The sequence below is a fragment of the Streptomyces luteolus genome, assembly GCF_029968015.1.
Classification (GTDB): Bacteria; Actinomycetota; Actinomycetes; order Streptomycetales; family Streptomycetaceae; genus Streptomyces; species Streptomyces luteolus.
On the sequence record NZ_JASCIS010000054.1, the window covers coordinates 1 to 23,044 of the forward strand.

The 23,044-nt window shown below is 71.5% G+C and carries 27 protein-coding genes; 17 read left to right on the forward strand and 10 right to left on the reverse strand.

The features are described from left to right. Positions 1–366 precede the first annotated feature (366 nt). Both QIT00_RS33480 and QIT00_RS33485 read left to right on the forward strand, forming a co-directional pair. Positions 367–588, forward strand: a complete 222-nt coding sequence (locus tag QIT00_RS33480) for a helix-turn-helix domain-containing protein (protein WP_282539242.1) — start codon at positions 367–369, stop codon at positions 586–588. Positions 589–750: 162 nt separating this feature from the next. After that, complete coding sequence (locus QIT00_RS33485) at positions 751–1,572, forward strand: enoyl-CoA hydratase/isomerase family protein (RefSeq protein WP_282539243.1); 822 nt, start codon at positions 751–753, stop codon at positions 1,570–1,572. A 134-nt stretch (positions 1,573–1,706) separates the two neighbouring features. Here the strand turns inward: QIT00_RS33485 and QIT00_RS33490 are convergent, their stop codons facing one another. Further along, on the reverse strand, positions 1,707–2,372 hold the full coding sequence (locus QIT00_RS33490; RefSeq protein ID WP_282539244.1) for a hypothetical protein: 666 nt from the start codon (positions 2,370–2,372) through the stop codon (positions 1,707–1,709). A gap of 98 nt (positions 2,373–2,470) precedes the next feature. Between QIT00_RS33490 and QIT00_RS33495 the strand changes: the two genes are divergently transcribed. From QIT00_RS33495 to amaP, 5 genes are all read left to right on the forward strand, one after another. Then, a complete protein-coding gene (locus QIT00_RS33495) occupies positions 2,471–2,941 on the forward strand; it encodes an Asp23/Gls24 family envelope stress response protein (RefSeq protein ID WP_282539245.1) in 471 nt (156 codons plus the stop codon). 118 nt (positions 2,942–3,059) lie between these two features. Continuing rightward, the gene (locus QIT00_RS33500) at positions 3,060–3,260 is read left to right on the forward strand and encodes a hypothetical protein (protein WP_282539246.1); all 201 of its coding nucleotides are present in this window, start codon (positions 3,060–3,062) and stop codon (positions 3,258–3,260) included. Beyond that, positions 3,254–3,607: an Asp23/Gls24 family envelope stress response protein gene (locus QIT00_RS33505; protein ID WP_408909903.1), complete on the forward strand. Its 354-nt coding sequence runs from the start codon at positions 3,254–3,256 to the stop codon at positions 3,605–3,607. The genes QIT00_RS33500 and QIT00_RS33505 overlap by 7 nt, the downstream gene beginning before the upstream one ends. Then, positions 3,604–4,344 carry a DUF6286 domain-containing protein gene (locus tag QIT00_RS33510; protein ID WP_282539248.1) on the forward strand — a complete coding sequence of 247 codons (741 nt, stop codon included), beginning with the start codon at positions 3,604–3,606 and terminating at the stop codon, positions 4,342–4,344. Before QIT00_RS33505 ends, QIT00_RS33510 begins: the two co-directional genes overlap by 4 nt. Positions 4,345–4,347: 3 nt before the next feature. Further along, entirely contained in the window at positions 4,348–4,926 is a 579-nt protein-coding gene (amaP, locus tag QIT00_RS33515) for an alkaline shock response membrane anchor protein AmaP (RefSeq protein WP_282539249.1), read from the forward strand. Positions 4,927–5,248: 322 nt separating this feature from the next. Here the strand turns inward: amaP and QIT00_RS33520 are convergent, their stop codons facing one another. The 5 genes from QIT00_RS33520 to QIT00_RS33540 all read right to left on the reverse strand — a co-directional run bounded on the left by QIT00_RS33520 (position 5,249) and on the right by QIT00_RS33540 (position 9,105). Further along, on the reverse strand, positions 5,249–6,004 hold the full coding sequence (locus QIT00_RS33520; protein WP_282539250.1) for an SDR family oxidoreductase: 756 nt from the start codon (positions 6,002–6,004) through the stop codon (positions 5,249–5,251). Positions 6,005–6,058: 54 nt separating this feature from the next. Further along, positions 6,059–6,847 (reverse strand): SURF1 family cytochrome oxidase biogenesis protein, encoded by a 789-nt coding sequence (locus QIT00_RS33525; RefSeq protein WP_282539251.1) that lies wholly within the window; start codon positions 6,845–6,847, stop codon positions 6,059–6,061. Between the two features lie 86 nt (positions 6,848–6,933). Next, a complete protein-coding gene (locus QIT00_RS33530; RefSeq protein WP_282539252.1) occupies positions 6,934–7,167 on the reverse strand; it encodes a hypothetical protein in 234 nt (77 codons plus the stop codon). Between the two features lie 107 nt (positions 7,168–7,274). Next, the gene (locus tag QIT00_RS33535) at positions 7,275–8,246 is read right to left on the reverse strand and encodes a DEDDh family exonuclease (protein WP_282539253.1); all 972 of its coding nucleotides are present in this window, start codon (positions 8,244–8,246) and stop codon (positions 7,275–7,277) included. A gap of 67 nt (positions 8,247–8,313) precedes the next feature. Beyond that, positions 8,314–9,105: a TetR/AcrR family transcriptional regulator gene (locus QIT00_RS33540; protein WP_282539254.1), complete on the reverse strand. Its 792-nt coding sequence runs from the start codon at positions 9,103–9,105 to the stop codon at positions 8,314–8,316. 109 nt (positions 9,106–9,214) lie between these two features. On the opposite strand from QIT00_RS33540, the gene QIT00_RS33545 reads away from it, so the two are divergent. From QIT00_RS33545 to QIT00_RS33570, 6 genes are all read left to right on the forward strand, one after another. Continuing rightward, positions 9,215–10,039 carry an acetoacetate decarboxylase family protein gene (locus tag QIT00_RS33545; RefSeq protein ID WP_282539255.1) on the forward strand — a complete coding sequence of 275 codons (825 nt, stop codon included), beginning with the start codon at positions 9,215–9,217 and terminating at the stop codon, positions 10,037–10,039. Continuing rightward, the gene (locus tag QIT00_RS33550) at positions 10,039–10,923 is read left to right on the forward strand and encodes an SDR family NAD(P)-dependent oxidoreductase (protein WP_282539256.1); all 885 of its coding nucleotides are present in this window, start codon (positions 10,039–10,041) and stop codon (positions 10,921–10,923) included. Before QIT00_RS33545 ends, QIT00_RS33550 begins: the two co-directional genes overlap by 1 nt. 24 nt (positions 10,924–10,947) lie before the next feature. Continuing rightward, entirely contained in the window at positions 10,948–12,240 is a 1,293-nt protein-coding gene (locus QIT00_RS33555) for an amidohydrolase family protein (RefSeq protein ID WP_282539257.1), read from the forward strand. After that, on the forward strand, positions 12,240–13,484 hold the full coding sequence (locus QIT00_RS33560) for an amidohydrolase family protein (protein ID WP_282539258.1): 1,245 nt from the start codon (positions 12,240–12,242) through the stop codon (positions 13,482–13,484). The genes QIT00_RS33555 and QIT00_RS33560 overlap by 1 nt, the downstream gene beginning before the upstream one ends. A 138-nt stretch (positions 13,485–13,622) precedes the next feature. Next, entirely contained in the window at positions 13,623–14,513 is an 891-nt protein-coding gene (locus tag QIT00_RS33565) for a sterol desaturase family protein (RefSeq protein ID WP_282539259.1), read from the forward strand. Continuing rightward, the gene (locus QIT00_RS33570; RefSeq protein WP_282539260.1) at positions 14,510–15,199 is read left to right on the forward strand and encodes a lysoplasmalogenase; all 690 of its coding nucleotides are present in this window, start codon (positions 14,510–14,512) and stop codon (positions 15,197–15,199) included. Before QIT00_RS33565 ends, QIT00_RS33570 begins: the two co-directional genes overlap by 4 nt. Here the strand turns inward: QIT00_RS33570 and QIT00_RS33575 are convergent. Together QIT00_RS33575 and QIT00_RS33580 are read right to left on the reverse strand one after the other, a co-directional pair. Then, the gene (locus QIT00_RS33575; protein ID WP_408909902.1) at positions 15,150–16,184 is read right to left on the reverse strand and encodes a CopD family protein; all 1,035 of its coding nucleotides are present in this window, start codon (positions 16,182–16,184) and stop codon (positions 15,150–15,152) included. The two genes, QIT00_RS33570 and QIT00_RS33575, sit on opposite strands and share 50 nt — an antisense overlap. 208 nt (positions 16,185–16,392) lie before the next feature. After that, positions 16,393–17,922: a S8 family peptidase gene (locus QIT00_RS33580; RefSeq protein WP_282539261.1), complete on the reverse strand. Its 1,530-nt coding sequence runs from the start codon at positions 17,920–17,922 to the stop codon at positions 16,393–16,395. A 339-nt stretch (positions 17,923–18,261) separates the two neighbouring features. Between QIT00_RS33580 and QIT00_RS33585 the strand changes: the two genes are divergently transcribed. From QIT00_RS33585 to moaA, 3 genes are all read left to right on the forward strand, one after another. Next, positions 18,262–18,630 (forward strand): DUF485 domain-containing protein, encoded by a 369-nt coding sequence (locus tag QIT00_RS33585; protein ID WP_282539262.1) that lies wholly within the window; start codon positions 18,262–18,264, stop codon positions 18,628–18,630. After that, positions 18,627–20,273 (forward strand): solute symporter family protein, encoded by a 1,647-nt coding sequence (locus QIT00_RS33590; RefSeq protein WP_282539263.1) that lies wholly within the window; start codon positions 18,627–18,629, stop codon positions 20,271–20,273. Before QIT00_RS33585 ends, QIT00_RS33590 begins: the two co-directional genes overlap by 4 nt. A gap of 247 nt (positions 20,274–20,520) precedes the next feature. Beyond that, positions 20,521–21,528 carry a GTP 3',8-cyclase MoaA gene (moaA, locus tag QIT00_RS33595; RefSeq protein ID WP_282539264.1) on the forward strand — a complete coding sequence of 336 codons (1,008 nt, stop codon included), beginning with the start codon at positions 20,521–20,523 and terminating at the stop codon, positions 21,526–21,528. A 105-nt stretch (positions 21,529–21,633) separates the two neighbouring features. Here moaA and QIT00_RS33600 read toward each other — a convergent pair whose 3' ends face one another. Both QIT00_RS33600 and QIT00_RS33605 read right to left on the reverse strand, forming a co-directional pair. After that, positions 21,634–21,897, reverse strand: coding sequence for a hypothetical protein (locus QIT00_RS33600; protein WP_282539265.1), 264 nt, complete (start codon positions 21,895–21,897; stop codon positions 21,634–21,636). Between the two features lie 176 nt (positions 21,898–22,073). After that, positions 22,074–22,487, reverse strand: coding sequence for a DUF3099 domain-containing protein (locus tag QIT00_RS33605; protein WP_282539266.1), 414 nt, complete (start codon positions 22,485–22,487; stop codon positions 22,074–22,076). A gap of 193 nt (positions 22,488–22,680) precedes the next feature. Here QIT00_RS33605 and QIT00_RS33610 point away from each other — a divergent pair, with 193 nt between their 5' ends. Further along, positions 22,681–22,956, forward strand: a complete 276-nt coding sequence (locus QIT00_RS33610; RefSeq protein WP_282539267.1) for a GlsB/YeaQ/YmgE family stress response membrane protein — start codon at positions 22,681–22,683, stop codon at positions 22,954–22,956. Positions 22,957–23,044 lie beyond the last annotated feature (88 nt).

Below are 23,044 nucleotides of genomic sequence, written 5' to 3' on the forward strand. Positions count from 1 at the left end.
TGTCGCGGGGGCGGGCCTTCCGCCTGCTCCCGTCCGGCTCTGATCAACTCCGTATGGATCATTCGCCGGACGCGTGATCCGTCATCTGCGTGAGATCGCCTCGTACCGAGGTGTGTCATACACGGATTTCCCGGCTCCGTTCCCTTTCTCACCGCGGCCTCCTCCCGCACCGCGCTGACCTGGCGCTTCACCGGCGCGCTCGTTCGGCGGTACGGTCCCGGCGCTGCGGAGTCCTTGATTCCGCTAGTGGCGTCGGCTTCCCGCACCATGAACCTCGTCACACCGACCTTGCCGAATGGGTGGCCAGGACGCCCGGGAGGGGTGATCATGAGAAGTCCAGAGCGCACTTCCCATGAGGAGGCACGGGTGGCCGAGACTCTGAAGAAGGGCAGCCGGGTGACCGGCGCCGCGCGCGACAAGCTCGCGGCAGACCTGAAGAAGAAGTACGACGGCGGTGCGAGCATCCGGGCACTCGCCGAAGAGACGGGCCGTTCCTATGGCTTCGTGCACCGGATGCTCAGCGAATCAGGAGTCACGCTGCGGGGACGCGGCGGAGCGACGCGCGGCAAGAAGGCCGCGTCGGCCTGAGAGCGGGCGGCTCACCGGCTTCGATGGTGGCCACCCGGTCGGTCCGCTGATCGGCCGGGTGGTTACTGTGCAGTCACTTAACTGACAGGCGTACGCGCGGGACGTCCGCGTCCGACGGGTCCGGCTGCCAGCTGTCGACTGCTGTCCCATCGGAGGCACCCCATGGCTTCGCCCGAACCCCAGCACGCAGCCGAGTCCGACGCGACCGAGGTGTTCGCCAAGGACGGCGTGCGTCTCGCCGTCGACGGCGAGACCGCGACGGTCACCCTCACCAACCCGGCCAAGCGCAACGCTCAGAGTCCCGCGCTGTGGCGGGCGTTGGCGGAGGCCGGGCGCGCGCTGCCCGGCAGCGTGCGGGTGGTGGTGCTCAGCGGTGAGGGCAAGTCGTTCTCCGCCGGGCTCGACCGGCAGGCGTTCACGCCCGAGGGCTTCGACGGCGAGCCGTCCTTCCTGGACATGGCGCGCGGGAACGACGCGGAACTCGACGCTGTCATCGCCGAGTACCAGGAGGCGTTCACCTGGTGGCGGCGGAGCGATGTCATCACCATCGCCGCCGTCCAGGGCCACGCGATCGGCGCGGGCTTCCAGCTCGCCCTCGCCTGTGACCTGCGGATCGCCGCCGACGACGTGCAGTTCGCCATGCGCGAGACCAGCCTCGGCCTCGTGCCCGACCTCACCGGCACGCACCCTCTGGTCTCCCTCGTCGGGTACGCCCGCGCCCTGGAGATCTGCGCCACCGGGCGCTTCGTCCACGCCGAGGAGGCCGAGCGCACCGGCCTCGCCAACCTGGTGGTCCCCGGCGCCGAACTCGCCGCCGCAGCCCAGGACTTGGCGGGCGCGCTGCTCGCGGCACCCCGCGACGCCGTCATCGAGACCAAGGCTCTGCTCCAGGGCGCGGTCCACCGCACGTACGAGGACCAGGTTGTCGCCGAGCGGGCGGCGCAGGGGCGCCGGCTGCGGGATCTGGCGGGGCTCGGGGAGTAGCGCCCGTCCGGGCGGGTCTCCTCAATCTCCCCCAGCTACCGCTGGGAGGTGCCCCCAGAGGGGCTCAAAATTGAGCCCCTCCGGCGATTGAGGAGATTCGGGAAGGGGCGGGGAGGGGAGGGGAAAGAAGCGCCTCAAGCCAGCGCCACCACGACCACCGCCACCGGCTGAGCTGCCGCCGACCTCGCTGCGCGGGCGACGTGCAGGACCTGATGCTCCGCAGCCACCACCAGCTCGAACCGCAGATGCGGTGAGCGCAGGACCCGTACGTCCACCACGCCCGGGACCGCCCGTACCGCAGTCGTCGTCGCATCCTCGTCCCGCGCGGGTGCGATGGTCGGAGGGGCTTCCACGGCAGCGGGCGGCGGCGCCGCGTCCAGGAGTTCCGTGACCTGCAGGTCCACCTCCGCCACCACCAGGCCGAGCCGCTCCACCGCTGCCGCGGTCAGTGCCGCCCGCACCCGCGCCGCCGTCGACGGCAGCGGCACGTCCGCCGTGACCGCCAGCTCCGCGGCGATGCGCAGCGGGCCCGGCGGCAGGGCGCTCGGTGGCGCCGGTACGGCCGGATCGCCCGCCGCGTCCGGCTCGGCGAGCGCGAGGCGCAGCTTGTCGATCCGTACGCCCGCGACCGAGGCGCCCGCCGGCCGCAGCACCTGGACCGCCGCGCGCTCCGCGATCCACGCGCCGTCCGCCGCCTCGCCCAGGGGCAGCAGCCGCCCGAGGCGGAGCTGTTCCCGTACCGCGCGCATGCGCGAGGCCGCCCTGTGCGCCTCGTCGTCCGTCGACCGGTCAGCCGTCATTGCACCAGCCTGCCGCATCCCCTGGCGCGAAGTTGGTCAACCCAGCCTAATGTGGGCAAAAGGAGCGCATCACCCCTCCTTCGAATGGGACAGAAGCGATGACCGACACCGAAGAGCGAGGCAAGCCGGGGGCCGTGCGGGCGACGGAGAGCTCAGCCCAGTCAAAACGCGGCGGAGGTGACCCCGGCAGCCGGGGGCGTACCACCATCGCCGACGGCGTGGTCGAGAAGATCGCCGGGCTCGCCGCCCGGGAAGTGCCCGGCGTGCACGCCATGGGCACCGGGATCTCCCGCACCTTCGGCGCCGTACGGGACAGGGTCCCCGGCGGCGCAGCGGCCGTCACCCGCGGGGTGAAAGCCGAGGTCGGGGAGGTGCAGGCGGCACTCGACCTGGACATCGTCGTGGAGTACGGCCTGCCCATCGCCGAGGTCGCCCGTGGCGTACGGGAGAACGTGATCACCGCCGTGGAGCGGATGACGGGCCTTGAGGTCGTGGAGGTGAACATCGCCGTCGGCGACGTGAAGCTGCCCGACGAGGAAGAGGCCGAGCCGGAGTCCCGGATCCAATGACCGGTGATCCAATGACCGGAGATCCAATGAGCGGTGATCAGATGACCGGCGATGCGATGACCGGCGATGCGATGACCACCGTGCCGACCGGTCCGGTCGGTGGGGCGAGGAGAGTGCGATGAGCATGGCGTTGGTCGGCCTCCTGGCCGGCATGGGACTTGGCTTCGCCGCGTACTTCGGCGGCTTCGGCGCGTTCCTCCTGGTGGCCGCGCTCGGCGCGGTCGGTTTCCTGGTGGGCCGGTTCGCCGACGGTGACCTGGAGGCCGGTGACTTCTTCCGCGGCCGGGGCGAGGCGCGCGGCGAGCGGCGGCGCTGGTGACGGTCGCGGCGATCGAACCAGGCGAGCGCGGGGCGACCCGGATCGCCGACCGGGTCGTCGCGAAGATCGCCGCCCGCGCGGCCCGCGAGGCGCTGCGCACCGGCGTGCCCGAGGACGGGGACGCACCCAGCGCCGCGGTCACCGTGCACCGCGGCAGCGCCCACGTCCGGGTCACTCTCGACCTCGACTACCCCTGCGACATCGGCGCCCAGTGCGGCGCCGTGCGTCGTCAAGTCACCGAGCGGGTAGAGACGTTGGCGGGGATGACGGTGCCCGAGGTGAGTGTCCAGGTGGAGCGGCTGCACTCGGCGCGCTCCCGGGCCGCGGCGCAGGGGAGGACACGATGAGCGGCCCTGACGACAGCACGGACGGCACGGACGGCACACACGGCACACACGGCACGGACAGTACGGGCAGTACGGACAGCGCCGACGGCGGTACCCGCCCGGTCCTGGAGAAGCGTCCGAAGAACCCGGACGGGCTCGACCAGTCGGCGTCCGCCGCCTCGTACACCCCCGTCCTGACCCCGCCGGAGGGCGGCGAGCACCGGCGCAGATGGTCGGTGCGCCGCTGGCCGTCCGTCGTCGTCGGCCTGCTCGGCCTCGGCGCGGCCGGGCTGCTGCTGTACGACGTGGCCGCGGTGCGGGCCGACCGGCCCGCGATGCGCTGGCGGCACGTTCTCGGCGAGCAGCTGGACGAGCGCCCCCTCGACGACCTGTGGACGCTGATCGGCGCGGGCGCCGCGGCCCTGCTCGGCCTCTGGCTCCTGCTGCTCGCCCTCACCCCCGGCCACCGCTCGACCCTCGCGATGGACAGCGGTCAGGAGGACGTCCACGCCTGGCTCGACGCGGAGGCCGCCGCCCTGGTGCTGCGTGACCGCGCGATGGAGGTGCCGGGCGTGCGCTCGGTCCGCGTGCGGGTGCGGCGCGCCAGGGTCGATGTGCGCGCGGTCGCCCACTTCCGTGAACTCGACGACGTACGGGCCGACTTGGACACCGTGCTCGGCGACGGCATCGCCGCGCTCGGCCTGTCCCGCGCGCCGGGCCTGCGCGTGCGCGTCGACCGGCCGGGAAAGCGGGGCTGAACGATGCTGCGGACCGTCAACCGCGTCCTGCTCGCCCTGGTGAGCCTGATCCTGCTGCTGCTCGGCGGGACGGTCCTGGCCACGGGGCTCGGTGCGCCGATGCCGTCGTGGTGGGTGTACGACGGCCGGGACGACGTCCTGCTGAGCGACGCCGACCGGGCCAGGTGGCGGGACGAGTCGTGGTTCTGGCCCGTCGTGATCGCGGTGCTCGCCGTCCTCGTGCTGCTCGCGCTGTGGTGGCTGGTGGCCCAGACGCGGCGCGGCCGGCTTGCCGAGGTGCTGGTCGACAGCGGCGACGGCGAGGGCGCACTGCTGCGCGGCCGGGCCCTGGAGGACGTGCTCGCCCGCGAGACGGAGGTGCTCGACGGGGTGGAGCAGGTCCGCGTACGCCTCAAGGGGCGCCGCTCGACCCCGCACGCCGGGGTCCGCATGCTGCTCGCCCCGCACGCCGAACCGTCCGTGGCGCTGCGCCTGCTCACCGCGGACTCCCTGGCCCAGGCCCGTACGTCGACGGGCCTCGACCGCCTGCCTGCGGAGGTTCGGATGCGGGGGGTCAAGCACCGGGCGAGGCGGGTCAGTTAGGGGGTTTGAGCCCCTCCCCGCCCCTTCCCGAAAGCTTGCAGCAGCTGCGGGGCCGCGCCCCGGACCCCTGGCTTCGTCTTTCGGCTGCCGCGCCATCGTGGCTGGTCGCGCAGTTCCCCGCGCCCCTTGAAAGCCCGCCCCTCCCCACGCACAATTCAGCCCCTCCGGCGTTTGAGATGGGGGTCCCCCCTGCTCTGGGGGCACCTCCCGGCCGAAGGCTGGGGGAGAAGCCGAGAGCTTGAGGGAGGGGGTCCGGGGGCGGAGCCCCCGAAGCTGCTGCAAGCTTTCGGGAAGGGGCGGGGTGGGGAACAAAACCCCGGCCTCAGAACCCCCGCAGCGCGCCCCCGTCCACCGGCACCATCACGCCCGTCACGTACGACGCCGCAGGCGACAGCAGGAACGCCGTCGTACGGCCGAACTCCTCCGGGGTGCCGTACCGGCCGAGCGGGATCTTCGACTCGTTCGCGGCGCGGGCCGCCTCCGGGTCCGGGGAGAGGCCGTCGAGCTGCTTCATCCGGTCCGTGGCGATGCGCCCGGGCAGGACGCCGACGACGCGGACGCCGCGCGGGCCGACCTCGTCCGCGAGGGACTTGGCGAAACCGGCGAGGCCGGGGCGCAGGCCGTTGGAGATGGTGAGGCCCGCGATCGGCTCGTACACCGAACCGGAGAGCACGAAGCCGATGACGCCGCCGTCGGAGAGCTCCGCGGCGGCCGTGCGGGCGAGCCGGACCGCGCCGAGGAAGACCGACTCGAAGGCCGACTGCCACTGCTCGTCGGTGTTGCTCGCGGCGGTGCCGGGGGCCGGGCCGCCGACGCTGATGAGGACGCCGTCGAAGCGGCCGAAGCGCTCGCGGGCGGTGCCGATGAGGCGGGCGGCGGCGGCCGGGTCGGCGTTGTCGGCGGCCAGGCCGACCGCGTTCTCGCCGAGCGCGGCGGCGGCCTCGGCGACCGACTTCTCCTCCCGTCCGGTGACGACGACCTTCGCGCCGTCCGCGACCAGGGCCCGCGCCGTGGCGTGGCCGAGCCCTCGGGTGGCGCCGGTGACTACGTAGACACGGTCCTTCAGTCCAAGATCCATGGCCCTATCCTGCCGGGTCTGCGGCGGCGGGGGCGAGGCCGGTCCACGAAGCGGTCACGCGGGCGCGGGCACGTCCTCCGCGGCCGGAGCCTCCGCCGCGCTCTCCCGGTCGCGGCGCTCGCGGCGGACCATGATCCACCAGCCGACGGGCACGCCCGCGGCGAACAGCCACCACTGGATCGCGTACGCCATGTGCGGGCCGATCGAGTCGTGGTCGGGGGAGCCGATCAGCTCGGGGGAGCCGTCCTTCGGCTCGGGCGTGGCCAGTTCGACGTATCCGCCGAGGACCTGCTTGCCGAGGGACCGGGACTGGTCCTCGCTGTCGATCAGCATGGTCTGGCGCGGCGGCAGCCCCTTGAGGTCCTTGATGCCGCTGCCGTCGGTGGTCTCGTCGGCCATCAGGCGGCCGGTGACGGTGACTTCGCCGGCGGGCGGCGCGGGCACCTTCGGGAACGTCGTCTGGTCGGCGGCCGAGGGCACCCAGCCGCGGTTGACGAGCAGCACCTTGCCGTCGCGCAGTTCGAGCGGCGTCAGTACGTGGAAGCCGACCCGCTCGTCGGCGTTGGTGCGGCGGCGTACGACGACCTCGTGCTCGGTGTCGAAGGTGCCGGTGGCCGTGACCTGCCGCCAGTAGTCCTTGCGCGGGACGGTGTGGCCCGGAGACGTGAGGTCCTCGACGGGGGCGGGGTCGGCCGCCAGGTTGTCCGCGATCAGGGTGTTCTGCGCGACCCGGTGCTGGTGCCGGTGGAACTGCCAGAAGCCCAGCTCGATCATCACAGGGATGAGGACAAGGGCGAGGAGGGTGAGCAGGACCCACTGCCGGGACAACAGGAAGCGGTACACGACGTCGACGGTACCCCGCACACGACGGCCCCCGGCGGGTGGGGTCCCGCCGGGGGCCTCAGGCCCTGCCTGCGCTGAGCCACTGTTCACACCTTGTCGACGATGCCCACCCTCCCCTCGGCGCGGGAGCAGTGCGCCCCGCAGAACCAGTGCCCCTCGACCTCGACGCCCTGCCCGATGATCCGGCAGCGGCAGTGCTCGCAGATGGGCGCCATGCGGTGGATGGCGCAGGAGAAGCAGTCGAAGACGTGCACCGCGCCCTGCGCGTGCACCTCGAAGGACATGCCGTAGTCGTTTCCGCAGACCTCGCAACGTGCCATGCGCCACAGGTTGGGACCCGGGCACGCCCGCGCGGGTCAGGCATGCGGGACGCGGCGCCGACAATCACTCGGTCGCGGTCCCGCGCCTCACCCGTCTGACGGCCCGCTCAGCTCCCGGTGGCCGGGGCGACGTCCCGCAGGAGCTGGCCGAAGGCGGCCTCGTCGAGGATCGGGGTGCCGTACGACTTCGCCTTGACGACCTTGGACGTGCCCGCGTCCGGGTCGTTGGTGACGAGCAGGCTGGTCAGCCGGGACACACTCGTCGCCACGTGCAGTCCGGCGTCGACCGCGCGGTCCTCCAGGAGTTCACGCTCGACCGAGGTGTCACCGGAGAACGCCACCCGCATGCCCTGCTTGAGGGGTTTGTCTGCTTCGTACCGCCCGGGGTTGGGGTACGGGCACGCCGGGCGCTTGCGGTTGGGGCGCCAGCCGCCGGGGCGGTACGAACCCTGGCGGCCGATGTGCGGGGTCGCGGGGGAGTCCTGCCACTCGGTCAGGGGGCGGCACTCCAGGAGCGGGAGGCGCACTCCGTCACCGGCGGCGGCGTGCAGGCTCGGGCGGAACGCCTCGGCGAGCACCCGCGCGTCGTCCAGGGCGTGGTGCGCGCGCTGCTGCACGACGCCGAAGTGCGCGGCGAGCGACTCCAGCTTGTGGTTGGGCAGCGGCAGGCGCAGCTCCTTGGCGAGCGCGATCGTGCACAGGCGCTGGCGGACCGGGGCGGTGCGCCGCGCGCGGGCGTACTCCCTGGCGATCATCGACCAGTCGAAAACGGCGTTGTGCGCCACCAGGACGCGGCCCTCCAGGCGGGCCGAGAACTCCTCGGCGATCTCCGGGAAGAGCGGGGCGCCTTCGAGGACGTCACTCGTCAGACCGTGGATCCACACCGGGCCAGGGTCGCGCTCCGGATTGACCAGCGTGTACCAGTGGTCCTCGACCTCGCCCTGGGCGTCGAGCCGGTAGACGGCAGCCGACACTATCCGGTCGTCCCTTGCGAGGCCGGTGGTCTCCACGTCGACGACCGCGTACCCCGAGGGGTACGCGGCCGGCCACGGCGCTGCTGTCGTGCGGTCTTCGAGCATGGTCCATGAGGATACGGCCCGGCACTGACAACGCGGACACGTGGTCCGCCGCCCGTGCCCGGCTCCGTCAACTCGCCCCGGGCGTACGGGAGTCCGCACTCGAGTCGGTTCCGGGGGCGCGCGACGGGGTGCTGGACGGGGTGCTGGACGGGGTGCGTGACGGGCTGCTCGACGGGGTGCGTGACGGGGTGCGCGACGGGGTCGACGGGGTGTTCAGGAGGCCCTCGACCAGGGCCCGGACCGAGACCGTGAACAGCTTCTCCGGCTGCGGTCCGCGGGCAAGGGCGCGCGCGAGCGCCGGATCGTGCACACTCTGGCCGGCGCCCCGCACGTCCCACAGCTCCTGCTCGCCGGGCCGCTGTACGGGCGTGCGGGCGCGGTTGCGCTCGACCAGGACGAAGCCGACGGTCTGGAACAGGACCGCCCGTACCGCCTCCGCGGCCGGGGCGCCGCGCAGTCCCGCCGCGTGCACCTCGTGCACCAGGGCGCGGGCGGCGGGCTGGAACATCCGCTCGGTGAGGCCGCGTTCGTGCACCATCGCGATCAGATGCGGATGGTCGAGCAGCCGGCGGCGCAGCGCACGGGCCACCGACACGAGCCGGGCCGCCGGGGTGCGGCCGCGCGGGGTGAGGTCGCCGAGCTCCTCGACGGTCCGCTCGACGAGGGCTTCGAGGAGCGACTCGCGGTTGCCGACGTGCCAGTAGATCGACGTGACCGCGGTGCCGAGCTCGGCGGCGAGCTTCCGCATCGTCAGAGCGCCCGGCCCGTGCTGCTTGACCAGGACGGCGGCCGTCGCGAGCACCTGCTCACGGGTCAGCGACGGCCGTACGGGACCGGAACCACGGGCACGACCGGACACGGCACCCCCAACTCCCTTGCGTGCACGGCTCTTTACCCTTCATCGCCCACGGTGTAACTGTGTTACAGAACCGCGCACGTCGAGCACGTCCTGCGAAGGGTGGTACGACATGGCACGGATACGGTACGGCGCACGCTCCGAGGCGGAGATCCGGGCGGCGCGCGGCGCGAGCGCGAAGCTCCCCGACATCTGGTCCACGGGAGTCGTCGCCGTATGGGAGACCGACCCGGACGCGGTCGCCGCGGTCCTCCCGCCGCCGCTGAAACCCACCGGCAGGCCCCTGGTGCGGGCCAACATCAGCAAGGTCGACCTGCCGGGGTACCCGCTCGGCGCGGGCTCCGTCGCGGTCGCCGCGGCGCACGGCGGGGTCACCGGCTGGTACCCGCTGGTGATGCCGATGACCCACGAGCGGGCGCTGATCGGCGGCCGCGAGGTCTTCGGCGAACCGAAGAAGCTGGGCGAGGTCACCGTCGAGCGGGACGGGCTCGTCGTCCGCGCGGCGCTGGCCCGGCACGGCATCGCGTTCGTGGAGGTGCGCGGCGCGGTCGGCGAGGCCCTGCCGCCGCCTGAGCCGGCCCGGAAGACCGACTTCTACTTCAAGTTCCTGCCCGCGGTGGACGGTTCGGGCCTGGAGGACGACGCGGCCCTCGTGCACTGCGTACGCCACGAGAAGGTGCGCAAGCTGGAGCGGATCACCGGGGACGTGGTCCTGCGCGAGTCGATGTACGACCCGGTGGCGGACCTGCCGGTGTTCTCGCTCGTCGAGCTGACCATCGGCGAGAAGACCACCGACCAGCAGGGCCGGGTCGCCGAACGCGTCAGCGCCGAGTCCCTGTTGCCGTACATCCACCAGCGGTACGACGACCCGCAGCAGATCCTCGACGGGCCGCCGGAGGGCAGTACGAACCCGGTGGCCGGGAAGGGCGGTGCCTGATGGAGCTGCGCCCCGGACAGGTCGCCGTCGTCACCGGCGCCGCGAGCGGCATCGGCCTGGCGATGGCCCGGCGGTTCGCCGCCGACGGGCTGAAGGTGGTCCTCGCGGACGTCGAGGAGGCGGCCCTCGACAAGGCCGCCGCCGATCTGCGTGGCACGGGCGCCGAGGTGCACGCGCGCGTAGTGGACGTTTCCGAGCGTGACTCGGTCACAGAACTCGCGGACGCGGCGTACGACGCCTATGGCGCCGTGCATGTGCTCTGCAACAACGCGGGTGTCGGATCGGGCGCCGAGGGACGGATGTGGGAGCACGAACCGAACGACTGGAAGTGGGCGTTCGCCGTCAACGTGTGGGGCGTCTTCCACGGCGTACAGGCCTTCCTGCCGCGGATGCTCGCGGGCGGAGAGCCCGGCCACGTCGTCAACACCTCGTCCGGCGACGGCGGCATCGCCCCGCTGCCCACCGCCTCCGTGTACGCCGTCACCAAGGCCGCCGTCGTCACGCTGACCGAGTCGCTGTACGCGCACCTGAAGGCGGAGCACGCGCGCGTGGGGGCGTCCGTGCTCTTCCCCGGACCGCACATGCTGCGCACCGGCCTGTGGGAGTCGCACCGCAACCGGCCCGAGCGGTACGCGAAGCAGCGGCCGCGCCGGACCCCGTACCGCAGCCTCGGCCAGTGGGAGGCCGCGATGAAGGAGGCGGGGCAGGAGGTGCGGTTCACGCCCGTCGAGGAGGTCGCGGACTTTGTCGCGGACGGCATCAGGGAGGACCGCTTCTGGCTGCTGCCCGAGAGCGAGCACAGCGACCGGCAGATCCGGGCGCGTTCGCAGTCGATGCTCGACCGCGCCGACCCCTCGTACCTCGAACCTTTCATTCTGGACTGACTGGACTGAGGAGCAGTGACCGAGATGCCCGACCCCGAAAAGGACCAGGACCCGTACCTGATCATCTCCTCCGACTGCCACGCCGGCCTTCCCACCGAGGAGTACCGGCCCTACCTCGACTCCCGTTTCCACCGCGACTTCGACGACTTCCTCGCCGGACGTGAGCGCCGCCGCGAGGAGATGACCCGGCTCGGCGTGCGCAACGAGGCCTTCGCGAACAAGTGGTTCAGCGACAACGAGGAAGGCCTGAAAGGCGGTTGGGACACCGCTCAGCGCGTCAAGGAGCTCGACGGGGACGGAGTGGCCGCCGAGGTCGTCTTCCCCGACGCGGACGCCGTCGACAGCCAGACGGCGGCGCCCTTCGGCGTGGGCCTCGGCCTCTCCGGCGACCAGGACCCCGAACTCGGCATGGCCGGGGCGCAGGCGCACAACCGCTGGCTCGCCGAGTTCGTGTCCGCCCATCCCGAACGGCACTGCGGGGTCGCCCTGCTGCCCGTCACCGGCGAGGTGGACCGGGTCGTCGCCGAGATCCACCGGGCCAAGGAGTCCGGACTCGGCGCGCTGATGATCCCGTCCATGTGGGTCGACAAAGCGCCCTACCACGACCGGCGTTACGACCCCGTCTGGGCGGCGGCGGCCGAGACCGGCATGCCGCTCGTCACGCACTCCGGCGCGGCGCCCCGGCACGAGTACGGCGACCACCTCGGCATCTACGTCAGCGAGGTCACCTGGTGGCCCGCGCGGCCCCTGTGGTTCCTGCTCTGGTCCGGTGTCTTCGAGCGGCACCCGGGGCTCAAGTTCGGTGTGGCGGAGTCGGGTTGCTGGTGGCTGCCGAACCTGCTCTGGTTCATGGACCGGCTCTACCTCGGCGCGCACGGCGGCAAGAAGCTCTCCCCGTTCGCCGAGCTGAAGCGGCCCCCGCACGAGTACCTGGACCGCCAGGTGTTCATCTGCGCCACCAACACCAAGCGCCGCGAACTCGCCCAGCGGTACGAGATCGGCGTCGACAACATCCTGTGGGGCTCCGACTTCCCGCACCCCGAGGGCACGTGGCCGGACACGCGCGCGTGGCTGCGGAAGACCTTCCACGACATCCCCGTCGCCGAGACCCGCCGCATGCTCGGCCTCGCCGCCGCCGAGGTCTTCGGCTTCGACACCGCGAAACTCGCCCCTATAGCGAGGCGTATCGGCCCGACCCCCGCCGACCTCGGCCAGGACGCGGACCAGAGCGCCGTCGAGGCCTCCTGGGCCCGCTCCCGCGAGGTCGGCCGGCACTGGCTCACCGACCACGACTTCCCGACCCTGGGGGTGCGCTGATGACCCCGCACGACCGCTACACCGTCATCTCCGCCGACTGCCACGCGGGCGCCGACCTCCTCGACTACAAGCCGTACCTGGACTCCGCCCACCACGACACGTTCGACGCCTGGGCGGCGACTTACGTCAATCCGTACGAGGACCTTCTCGCCGACACCGCCGACAAGAACTGGAACTCCGAGCGCCGCATCGCCGAGCTCGAACAGGACGGCATCGTCGCGGAGGTGGTGTTCCCCAACACGATCCCGCCGTTCTTCCCGTCCGCGTCGCTGATGGCCCCGGCGCCCACGCGCGCCGAGTTCGAGCAGCGCTGGGCGGGCCTGCGTGCCCACAACCGCTGGCTCGCCGACTTCTGCGCGGCCGCGCCCGGCCGCCGCGCGGGCGTCTTCCAGATTCTCCTCAACGACGTGGACGAGGCGGTACGCGAGATCCGCCGCTGCCATGCCGCAGGGCTGACCGGCGGCCTGCTGCTCCCCGGCACGCCGCCCGGTTCGGGTCTGCCTGAGCTGTACTCGTCGGCGTACGACCCGATCTGGGCGGTCTGCGCGGAGCTCGGCGTTCCGGTCAATCACCACGCGGGCTCGGCCTCGCCGCCCCTTGGCGAGGAACCGGCCGCACGGGCGGTGTTCATGGTGGAGACGACCTGGTTCTCGCACCGGGCGCTGTGGCACCTGATCTTCGGCGGGGCGTTCCGCCGCCACCCGGACCTGAAGCTGGTCCTCACCGAGCAGGGCTCGGGCTGGATCCCGGGCGTGCTCGACATGCTGGACTACTACCACGGCAGGCTCGTGTCGGCGGCCGCGAAGGCAGGCTCGGGGGCGGGCACCGCGGAGTCCAAGTTCGGTGTGGGGCTCGCCGATTCGATGGGCAAGGGACCGTCCACGGTCTGGGCGGAGAACTGCTACGTGGGGGCCAGCTTCATGCGCCCGCACGAGGTGCCCCTGCGGGAGCGGATCGGCCTCGACAAGATCATGTGGGGCAGCGACTATCCGCACGACGAGGGCACGTACCCGTACACCCGGGAGGGCCTCAGGGCCGCCTACGCCGGACTGCCGCCCGAGGAGATCGCGGCCATGGTCGGCGGCAACGCGGCCCGCGTCTACGGGTTCGACCTGGACCACTTGGACACCCTCGCGGCGAAGGCCGGCCCGACGGTCGCGGAACTCGCCGAGCCCCTCCACACCCCACCCGCGAACGCCACGTCACCGGCCTTCGCCCGCGGCGGGTCGGTACGGGTGTGGTGAGGCTGCGCGGGTCGGTGCGTCATGTCGGCCCTGAGTGGGTGGTGTAGGAGACCGACAGCCTGGAAGGGCTTACCTCTAGTAATACTTGTGGGTAACTACCTCTAGTCGACCCGCCCCGACCGCCCTTACGGTGCATCCATGTCCCCGAACCTGCCTGATGTAGTGCTGTGGTCCATACCGGCGTTCGTGCTGCTCACGGTTGTCGAGATCGTCAGCTACCGGCTCCATCCCGACGAGGAGGCCGCGGCGTACGAGACCAAGGACGCCGCCACCAGCATCGGCATGGGACTGGGCAGCCTCGTCTTCGACTTCCTGTGGAAGATCCCGATCGTCGCCATCTACACCGCGGTGTACGAACTCAGCCCGCTGAAGGTGCCCGTGCTGTGGTGGACGGTGCCCCTGATGCTGCTCGCGCAGGACTTCTTCTACTACTGGTCGCACCGCGGCCACCACGTCATCCGCATCCTGTGGGCCTGCCACGTGGTGCACCACTCCAGCCGCAAGTTCAACCTGTCGACCGCCCTGCGCCAGCCCTGGACGAGCCTCACCGTCTGGCCGTTCTACCTGCCGATGATCGCCCTCGGCGTGCACCCGGCCGCGCTCGCGTTCTGCTCGTCGGTGAACCTCGTCTACCAGTTCTGGATTCACACCGAGCGCATCGACAAGATGTGGCGCCCCTTCGAGTTCGTCTTCAACACGCCTTCGCACCACCGCGTCCACCACGCCTCCCAGGGCAGCTATCTGGACCGCAACTTCGGCGGCATCCTCATCGTCTGGGACCGGCTCTTCCGCTCGTTCGTGCCCGAGACCGACCGGCCCGTCTTCGGTCTGACCAAGAACATCGACACGTACAACCCGCTCAAGGTCGCCACTCACGAGTACGTCTCCATCGCCAAGGACCTGAGAGCGGCGGGGAGTTGGCGCGAGCGGGGCGGACGGCTGTTCCGCGGGCCCGGCTGGTCGCCCGCGCCGCCCGAGTCGCCCGCCGAGGCCAAGCGGCAGGACGCGGTCGCGGAAGGTGCCGCGTGAGGCTTGAGCGGCTGCTGCTCGCCGCGTTCGGCCTCGCCCTCGCCGGCGACCTGGGCTCCCTGCTCGCAGGCTTCACCCCTGGCCACACCGTGTGCAAGCCCCTGCTCATGCCGCTGCTCGCCGGGTGGGCGGTGTGCGCCTGGCGGGCGTGCGGTGAGCGGGCGGGGCGCGTGCCGCCGCTCCTGGTCGCCGCGCTGCTCTTCGGCTGGGGCGGCGACGTACTGCTGCTCTTCGACGCCGAGCCCGCCTTCCTCGGCGGCATGGCCTCGTTCGCGGCCGGTCACGTCTGCTACCTGCTGCTCTTCACGCGCTACGGGACGGCCCGCCCGCACACCCTGCCGCTCGGCCTCGCCTACGGTGCCGCGCTCGTCGGTACGGTCGCGCTGCTCTGGGCCGACCTTCCGGCGGAGCTGCGCGTCCCGGTCGCCGGGTACAGCCTGCTGCTCACCGCCATGGCCTTCCGGTCGGCGCGGCTCGGGCTCGCGGCCGGGGCCGGCGGTGCGCTCTTCCTGCTCTCCGACACCCTGATCGCCTCCGGGATCGCCGAGTGGCCGCAGCTGCCGAGACCGGACTTCTGGATCATGCTGACGTACGCGGCGGCCCAGTACCTGCTGGCCAGGGGAGTCCTCGCGACGCTCAACCCCACAGCGGCCGTTCCCACCACACCGGCGCGGGCACGGCCGTGAGCAGCGCCGAGACCGCGACCACCACGGCGAGCACCAGCACCTCGACCCGCGCGGGCGCGATCGCCGCGTACGGGTCGCGGGAGCGGCGCAGCCGGACGCGGGCGGTCACGGCCAGGGCGGCGATCACGGCGACGAGCAGCAGCTTGGCGATCAGGACGCGGCCGTACGCGGTCGTGAACACCGATTCCAGGGGGAGCTTGCGCAGCGTCGAGCAGACGCCGGTGGCCGTGACCCCGGCGAACAGAACGGCCGCCACGCGCGCGTAGCGGCCGAGCAGCGCGGCGCCCGCCGTGGGGCGCGCACGCCAGGCCCGCATCGTGCGCAGCACCTGGAGCAGCCCGCCCGCCCACAGCGCCGCACAGGTCAGATGGACCAGCGTGAGCAGGCTGCCAAGCAGCGGGTCGTCCTCCCGGCCGAGGTCCGGGTGGGCGCGCAGCGCCTCCGCCACGATCACCGCGGCGAGCGGCACGGTGGCGGTGCCGGGCCTGCGGGACCGGGCACAGAACCCGGCGGCGACAAAGGCGTTGACCTCCAGGAGCGCGAGCAGCCCGTCTGTCGTCTCGTACAGCCGCCCCGGATGCAGCTCGTCGAGCGAGCCCGGCACGAGGTTGCCGTTGGCGACGATCAGCGCGAGTCCCACGGCGGAGGCGGCGCCGACGAAGGCCGCGACGAGCCCCCAGCTCCTCGGCGTACCGCCGGGCGCGTCCGGGACCCGCCGCGCCAGCCACGCGGCCGCCGACTCCCCGACGAGCACGCACAGCGCGGCGAACATCGTGATCCGCAGCAGCGTGACGACCGCGACCCCGGGCGGCCGGGCCTCGCCGGTGCCGTCGAGCGCGAGCGGGGGCCCGAGCAGCGGTACGAGCGCGGCGGCGGCGACAAGGACGAGCACGGCGAGCGCCCGCCGCACCGCGGCCCGCCGTACGGCCGCGCCCACCTCGGGCACCTCTTCCCGCACGGCGACGGAGGGTTCGGACATGCTCATCGACTGATCGTCACCGGAACGTCGGGGCCCGGCAAGCTCGACGGTCCACTGGTGGCTTTCCCCGCCCAGCCCCTCCGGGGGCTCCGCCCGTCCGGCAGGCCACGCGGCCGCGGGCGCATGTCGACACAGCCCCCACAACGCGCGCGTACGGGCCGCCCGTTGATCGGACGGCCCGTACACCTGGGGCACAGCTGGACCTGGGACAGATCTACTTGCGGACCGCGTCCAGGGCGTCCACGATGCCGAAGCCGTAGAAGCCGTTCAGGTTCTTGCCGCCCTCGCACTCCGCGTCGACCGTGCCGTCACCGTCCGGGTCGTACGGCTCGGTCGGGCAGCCCGGGTTGTCCGCCTGCACCTTGAGGAGCCGCTGCAGCTGGGCCGGGCCCGCCTTCGGGTGGGTGGACTTCAGCAGCGCGGCCACACCGGCGGCGTGCGGCGACGCCATCGAGGTGCCCTGCAGCCAGCCGTACTGGTTCTCCGGCATGGTCGACAGGATCCGCCCGTTCTTCGACGGGTTGTCCGGGATCTGGTACTTGTCACCGCCCGGCGCGGCGACGTCGACGACCCCCTTGCCGTACGTGGAGTAGTACGACTTGAGGTTCTTGTCGCCGGTCGCCGAGACCGTGACGACGCCCGGCAGCTGCGTCGGGACGTCGAAGCACTCGCTCGGGTCGATGGTCCGCTCGACCGGAGTCGAGTCGTCCGGCGAGGAGTCGTCCACGATGGCGTCCGAGGCCAGATCGTGGTTGGAGTTGCCCGCCGAGGCGAGGTGCAGCGTGCCCTTGCGCTGGGCGTACAGCTGGGCCCGGTTGACCGCGTCGACGATGGCCTTCTGGTCCGGGTCGTCCATGCAGTTGTACAGCCACGGGTCCACGTAGTAGCTGTTGTTGGTGATCTCGATGCCCTTGTCGGCGGCGAACACGAAGGCGCAGACCACGCTCTCCGGGTAGAAGAGGTCGTTGTCCGGGTCGCTCACCTTGATGGCGGCGACCTTCACGCCGGGCGCGACACCGGCCACGCCGATGCCGTTGCGCGCGGCCGCGATCTCCCCGGCGACGTGGGTGCCGTGGTAGTCCTCCGCGGTGTACGGACGCCAGGCGCCCGGCGACGTGTCCGCCTTGCCGCCGACGCAGTTCGCGGACTGCGAGGCGGAGAAGTTGGGCGCCAGGTCCGGGTGGGTGTCGTCCACCCCCGTGTCGATCACGCCGACCGTCACCTTGGAGCTTCCCGGGTTGATCTTCGCGGCCTTGTCGGCGCCGATCGCCCGCAGGTCCCACTGGTCGGCTTCCATCGGCTCCGCGTCCCCGGCCGCCGACTTGGTGCTCGCCGCGGGCGCGTCCACGTACTGCGGAGCGCCCTCTTCCGTCGTGCCGGCGGCCTTCAGCGGGGCCGTACGCGTCGCGCCCGCGGACTGCACGCCGCGGGCCTTGCGTATTTCCTTGCCGAAGTCCGGATTCGCCGAGTGCACGACGATGACGCCTATGCGGTCGTACGCGACCACGACGCTGCCGCCGGCCTTCGCTATCGCCTTCTTCACCGAGGCGATCGTGTCGTCGTCCGCCTTCGTGTTCACCACGTAGGCCAACTTCGGTGCGTCCGCGGCCACTTGGGTCTGCTCGCCCTGGGACGCCGCCGCGGACGCGGAGCCCGGCAGCAGCCCGAGTGTCGCCGTCGAGAGGGCGACGGCCAGACCGACCGGCGCGGCGAGGCGACGGCGTCTGGAGCGCAGATGAGTCATGGGGTCTCCACTTCATCCGTATTCATCCGTGAACAAAAAACCCGAACACCAGCCGTGCCCGGGCGTCACTTGGCGCGAAGCCAAGGCCTGAACGTAGCGCCGCGCCTTGCTGACCGGCAACGACTTGCCGCAGAAAGATGGGGAGTTGGGGTGGAACGGGCGCGCCGCCGTGCGGTTGCGGTTGGGTGAAGCAAGCATCTGACCCCTGTTGGATCACGTGTCGATGGGCCTAGCATCGCCATCCGGCCCGCGTGATCCTGCTCACTTGTTCGCCCCCGAGAGCGCTCATCGCGAGGTCACATGCCCGACGTCAACGCACCCGTGTCGCTAGGAGAATCCGTGGCCACCGATGCACCACCACCGTCGAAGGGCGGTTCAGAGAGCAGTCCGGCGACCCCCACGACGGAGGCGTTCGTCGAGGTGCAGAAGGGTGCGGAATTCGGCGAACTGCGCCGCTCGCACCGTTCTTTCGCCTTCCCGCTGACGATCGCCTTCATCGCCTGGTACCTGCTGTACGTGCTGCTCTCGAACTACGCGGGCGGCTTCATGGGCACCAAGCTGTTCGGCAACATCAACGTCGCCCTCGTCTTCGGGATCCTGCAGTTCGTCAGCACGTTCCTCATCGCCTGGCTCTACTCGCGGCACGCCGCGGCCAAGCTCGACCCCAAGGCTGAGGCCATCAAGTCCCGTATGGAGGCCGGAGCATGAGCCAGCACGTCTCCCTCGCGGCGCCTTCCGAAGTCCTCGCGGCGTCGTCCGAGGTCAGCGAGCACCAGCCGCTCATCATCACGCTGTTCGGCCTCTTCGTCGTCGCGACCCTCGTCATCACCGTCTGGGCCGGCCGGCAGACCAAGGACGCTGCCGACTTCTACGCCGGCGGCCGCCAGTTCACCGGCTTCCAGAACGGCCTCGCCATCTCCGGCGACTACATGTCCGCCGCGTCGTTCCTCGGCATCGCCGGCGCCATCGCCCTGTTCGGCTACGACGGCTTCCTGTACTCCATCGGCTTCCTCGTCGCCTGGCTCGTCGCGCTGCTCCTGGTCGCCGAACCGCTGCGCAACTCCGGCCGGTACACGATGGGCGACGTGCTCGCGTACCGGATGCGGCAGCGCCCCGTCCGTACCGCCGCCGGTGCCTCCACCATCGTGGTGTCGATCTTCTATCTGCTCGCGCAGATGGCGGGCGCGGGCGTCCTCGTCGCGCTGCTGCTCGGCATCACCACCGACGAGGGCAAGATCGGCATCGTCGCCCTCGTCGGCGTCCTGATGATCGTGTACGTCACCATCGGCGGCATGAAGGGCACCACCTGGGTGCAGATGGTCAAGGCCGTGCTGCTGATCGGCGGCACCGTCCTGATCACCTTCCTGATCCTGCTGAAGTTCGGCTTCAACGTCTCCGACCTGCTCGGCGCCGCCGCCGAGAACAGCGGCAAGGGCGCGGCGTTCCTGGAGCCCGGACTAAAGTACGGCGTCTCGCCCACCTCGAAGCTGGACTTCATCTCGCTCGGCATCGCCCTGATCCTGGGCACCGCGGGCCTGCCGCACATCCTGATCCGCTTCTACACCGTGCCCACGGCCAAGGCCGCCCGTAAGTCCGTGAACTGGGCCATCGGCATCATCGGCGCCTTCTACCTGATGACGATCGTCCTCGGCTTCGGCGCCGCGGCCCTGCTCTCGTCGGACGAGATCACCGCGTCCAACAAGGCGGGCAACACGGCCGCACCGCTCGCGGCCCTGGAGATCGGCGGCGGTGGCGAGTCCGCCGGCGGCGCCATCCTGCTCGCCGTGATCTCGGCCGTCGCCTTCGCCACCATCCTCGCGGTGGTCGCCGGTCTGACCCTGGCGTCCTCGTCGTCCTTCGCGCACGACATCTACGCCAACGTCATCCGCAAGGGGCAGGCCACGGAGAAGGAGGAGGTCCGCGCGGCCCGCTGGGCGACGGTCTTCATCGGCATCGTCTCCATCGCCCTCGGCGCCCTGGCCCGCGACCTCAACGTCGCCGGTCTGGTCGCCCTCGCCTTCGCGGTGGCCGCGTCGGCCAACCTGCCGACCATCCTCTACAGCCTGTTCTGGAAGCGGTTCACCACCCAGGGCGCGCTGTGGTCGATCTACGGCGGCCTGGCCTCGTCCGTGCTGCTCGTGCTGTTCTCGCCGGTCGTCTCGGGCAAGGAGACGTCGATGTTCCCCGGGGTCGACTTCCACTGGTTCCCGCTGGCGAACCCGGGGATCATCTCCATCCCCCTGGGCTTCCTGCTCGGCTGGCTCGGCACGGTCCTCTCCAAGGAGAAGCCGGACGACGGCAAGTACGCGGAGCTCGAGGTCCGCTCCCTCACCGGCACCGGCGCCCACTGAGCCGGAAGGCCGTCTCCTGAGCCGGAAGGCCGTCTCCTGAGCCGGAAGGCCGTCTCCGGCCACTGAGCCGGGAGCCGTCACCCGCGCCGCGGCCCCGTCGTAGATCCCTACGACGGGGCCGCGGCACGTCTCGTCGTAGATCCCTACGACAGGGCCGCGGCCCGTCTCGTTGGATCAGGCCGGTGTTCTTGTCGGTCCCGTCACGTAGGCTCTGGAATACCGGAACCGGAAAAGGGAGGGGCCCGACGTGCTCATCGACACCTTCGGCAGAGTGGCCACCGACCTGCGGGTCTCACTGACGGACCGGTGCAACCTGCGGTGTACGTACTGCATGCCCGAAGAGGGCCTGCAGTGGCTGGCCAAGCCGGACCTGCTCACCGACGACGAGATCGTCCGTCTCATCCGCATCGCCGTCACCCAGCTCGGCATCACCGAGGTCCGCTTCACCGGCGGCGAGCCCCTGCTGCGCCCCGGCCTCGTCGGCATCGTCGAGCGCTGCGCCGCCCTCGAACCGCGCCCCCAGATGTCCCTGACGACCAACGGCATCGGCCTGAAGCGCACGGCCCAGGCCCTGAAGGCCGCGGGCCTGGACCGGGTCAACGTCTCCCTGGACACCCTCAGGCCGGACGTCTTCAAGACCCTGACCCGCCGCGACCGCCACCGTGACGTCCTGGAGGGCATGGCCGCCGCCCGCGAGGCGGGCCTCACCCCGGTCAAGGTCAACTCGGTCCTGATGCCGGGCCTCAACGACGACGAGGCCCCCGACCTCCTCGCCTGGGCCGTGGAGAACGACTACGAGCTCCGCTTCATCGAGCAGATGCCCCTGGACGCCCAGCACGGCTGGAAGCGGGACGGCATGATCACCGCCGGCGACATCCTGCAGTCGCTGCGTACGCGCTTCACGCTCACCGAAGAGGGCCAGGAGGAGCGCGGCTCCGCCCCGGCCGAGCGCTGGATCGTGGACGGCGGCCCGCACACCGTCGGCGTCATCGCCTCGGTGACCCGCCCCTTCTGCGCCGCCTGCGACCGCACCCGCCTCACCGCCGACGGCCAGGTCCGCACCTGTCTCTTCGCCACCGAGGAGACCGACCTGCGCGCCGCCCTCCGCTCGGACGGCGAGGACGGCGAGGACGGCTCGGACGAGACGATCGCCCGGATCTGGAAGCAGGCCATGTGGGGCAAGAAGGCGGGCTCGGGCCTGGACGACCCGTCGTTCCTGCAGCCCTCCCGGCCCATGTCGGCGATCGGCGGCTGAACCGGAACCGCGCCGGGATCTCGGCGCGGCCGCTCAGCTCTCCGTGGGCCCTCAGCTCTCCGTGGGCCCTCAGCCCTCCGTGGGCCCTCAGCTCTCCGTGGGCCCTCAGCTCTCGGCGGCCGAGGCCTCCCAGTCCTCCAGGCGTACGACGTCCTTGAGGAACCCGCGTACGCCCAGGAACTGCGACAGATGCTCGCGGTGCTCCTCGCAGGCCAGCCACGTCTTGCGCCGCTCCGGGGTGTGCAGCTTCGGGTTGTTCCACGCGAGGACCCACACCGCGTCGGAGCGGCAGCCCTTCGCGGAGCACTGCGGGGTGGCGGGGGACTCGGAAGGCGTGCCGGGGAGGCCGGGAAGACCGGGAAGATTCACGCCTCAACCCTAAACAACGCGGAAAAGGCGACGCCGAGCAGCCACGGGGGGAGCTGCCCGGCGTCGGTCTGTCGCTCCGACGGGGGATGCGGAGCGCGTACGAAGTATGTCATGGGGGACCCGGTGCAGTGCACCGGAACAACATGATTGATCTGAGCATTTCTTGAGCTTCGCGGTCAGCTCTGCTCGCGTGCCTGCTCGCGTGCCCGTTCGCGCTGTCCCGCACCGCCGGTCCCGGCCGCCGATTCAGTGGTCTGTGTCCGGCCCGCCTCCTCGGCCGAGTCGCGCTGCGAGGGCGCGTCGAGCATCGGCCTGACTGGTGTCGGCACGTACGTGGACGGCAGCGAAGGGGCGTTCTCCCGACCGGCGTTGGCGATCACCACCGCGATGTAGGGCAGGAGAATACCGAGCACGAGGGCGACGATCGCGACGTGCCGCTCGACGTTCCACAGCACCGCGGCGAGGATCACGGCGACCGTGCGCACGGACATGGAGATCACATAGCGGCGCTGCCGACCCCGCACGTCGTCCGCGAGGCCCTGCCGGGCTCCGGTGATCCGGAACACCTCGACGTTGTTGTGCTTCCGCATCACGTCCCACCACCCCGCCCGCCGTAACCGGTCTCGTCCCGGTCTGAACACCCTCCACGGTACGCCCGGCCTGCGGCGCCGGGGAGACCGGGGCCGCCGTCCCCGCGCCCGAGTGATCGTCCCGAAATGCGCGGTTCGGTCGCAGGCCTGAGACTGTCGGTAACTGCTCACCGAGCCGTACGAGGAGGCAGCCATGAGCTGGTTGTGGGCGATCATTGTGGGATTCGTACTGGGCCTGTTGGCCAAGGCGATTCTCCCAGGCAAGCAGCACATTCCGCTGTGGCTGACGACCGTGCTCGGCATCATCGGAGGCGTGGTCGGCAACTCCATCGCCGCGGGCTTCGGCATCGACGAGACGAGAGGTATCGACTGGGGCCGGCACGCCTTCCAGCTCGTCGCCGCCCTGGTCCTCGTCTTCCTGGGCGACATGGCCTACAAGGCGGCGAAGGGCAAGAGACAGGTCACCTGAACGGTCCAGAACGCAACGACGAGGGGCCGGTCCCACACGGACCGGCCCCTCGTCGTACGCGCGCGGTACTGCGCGTAGTCGTACGCGT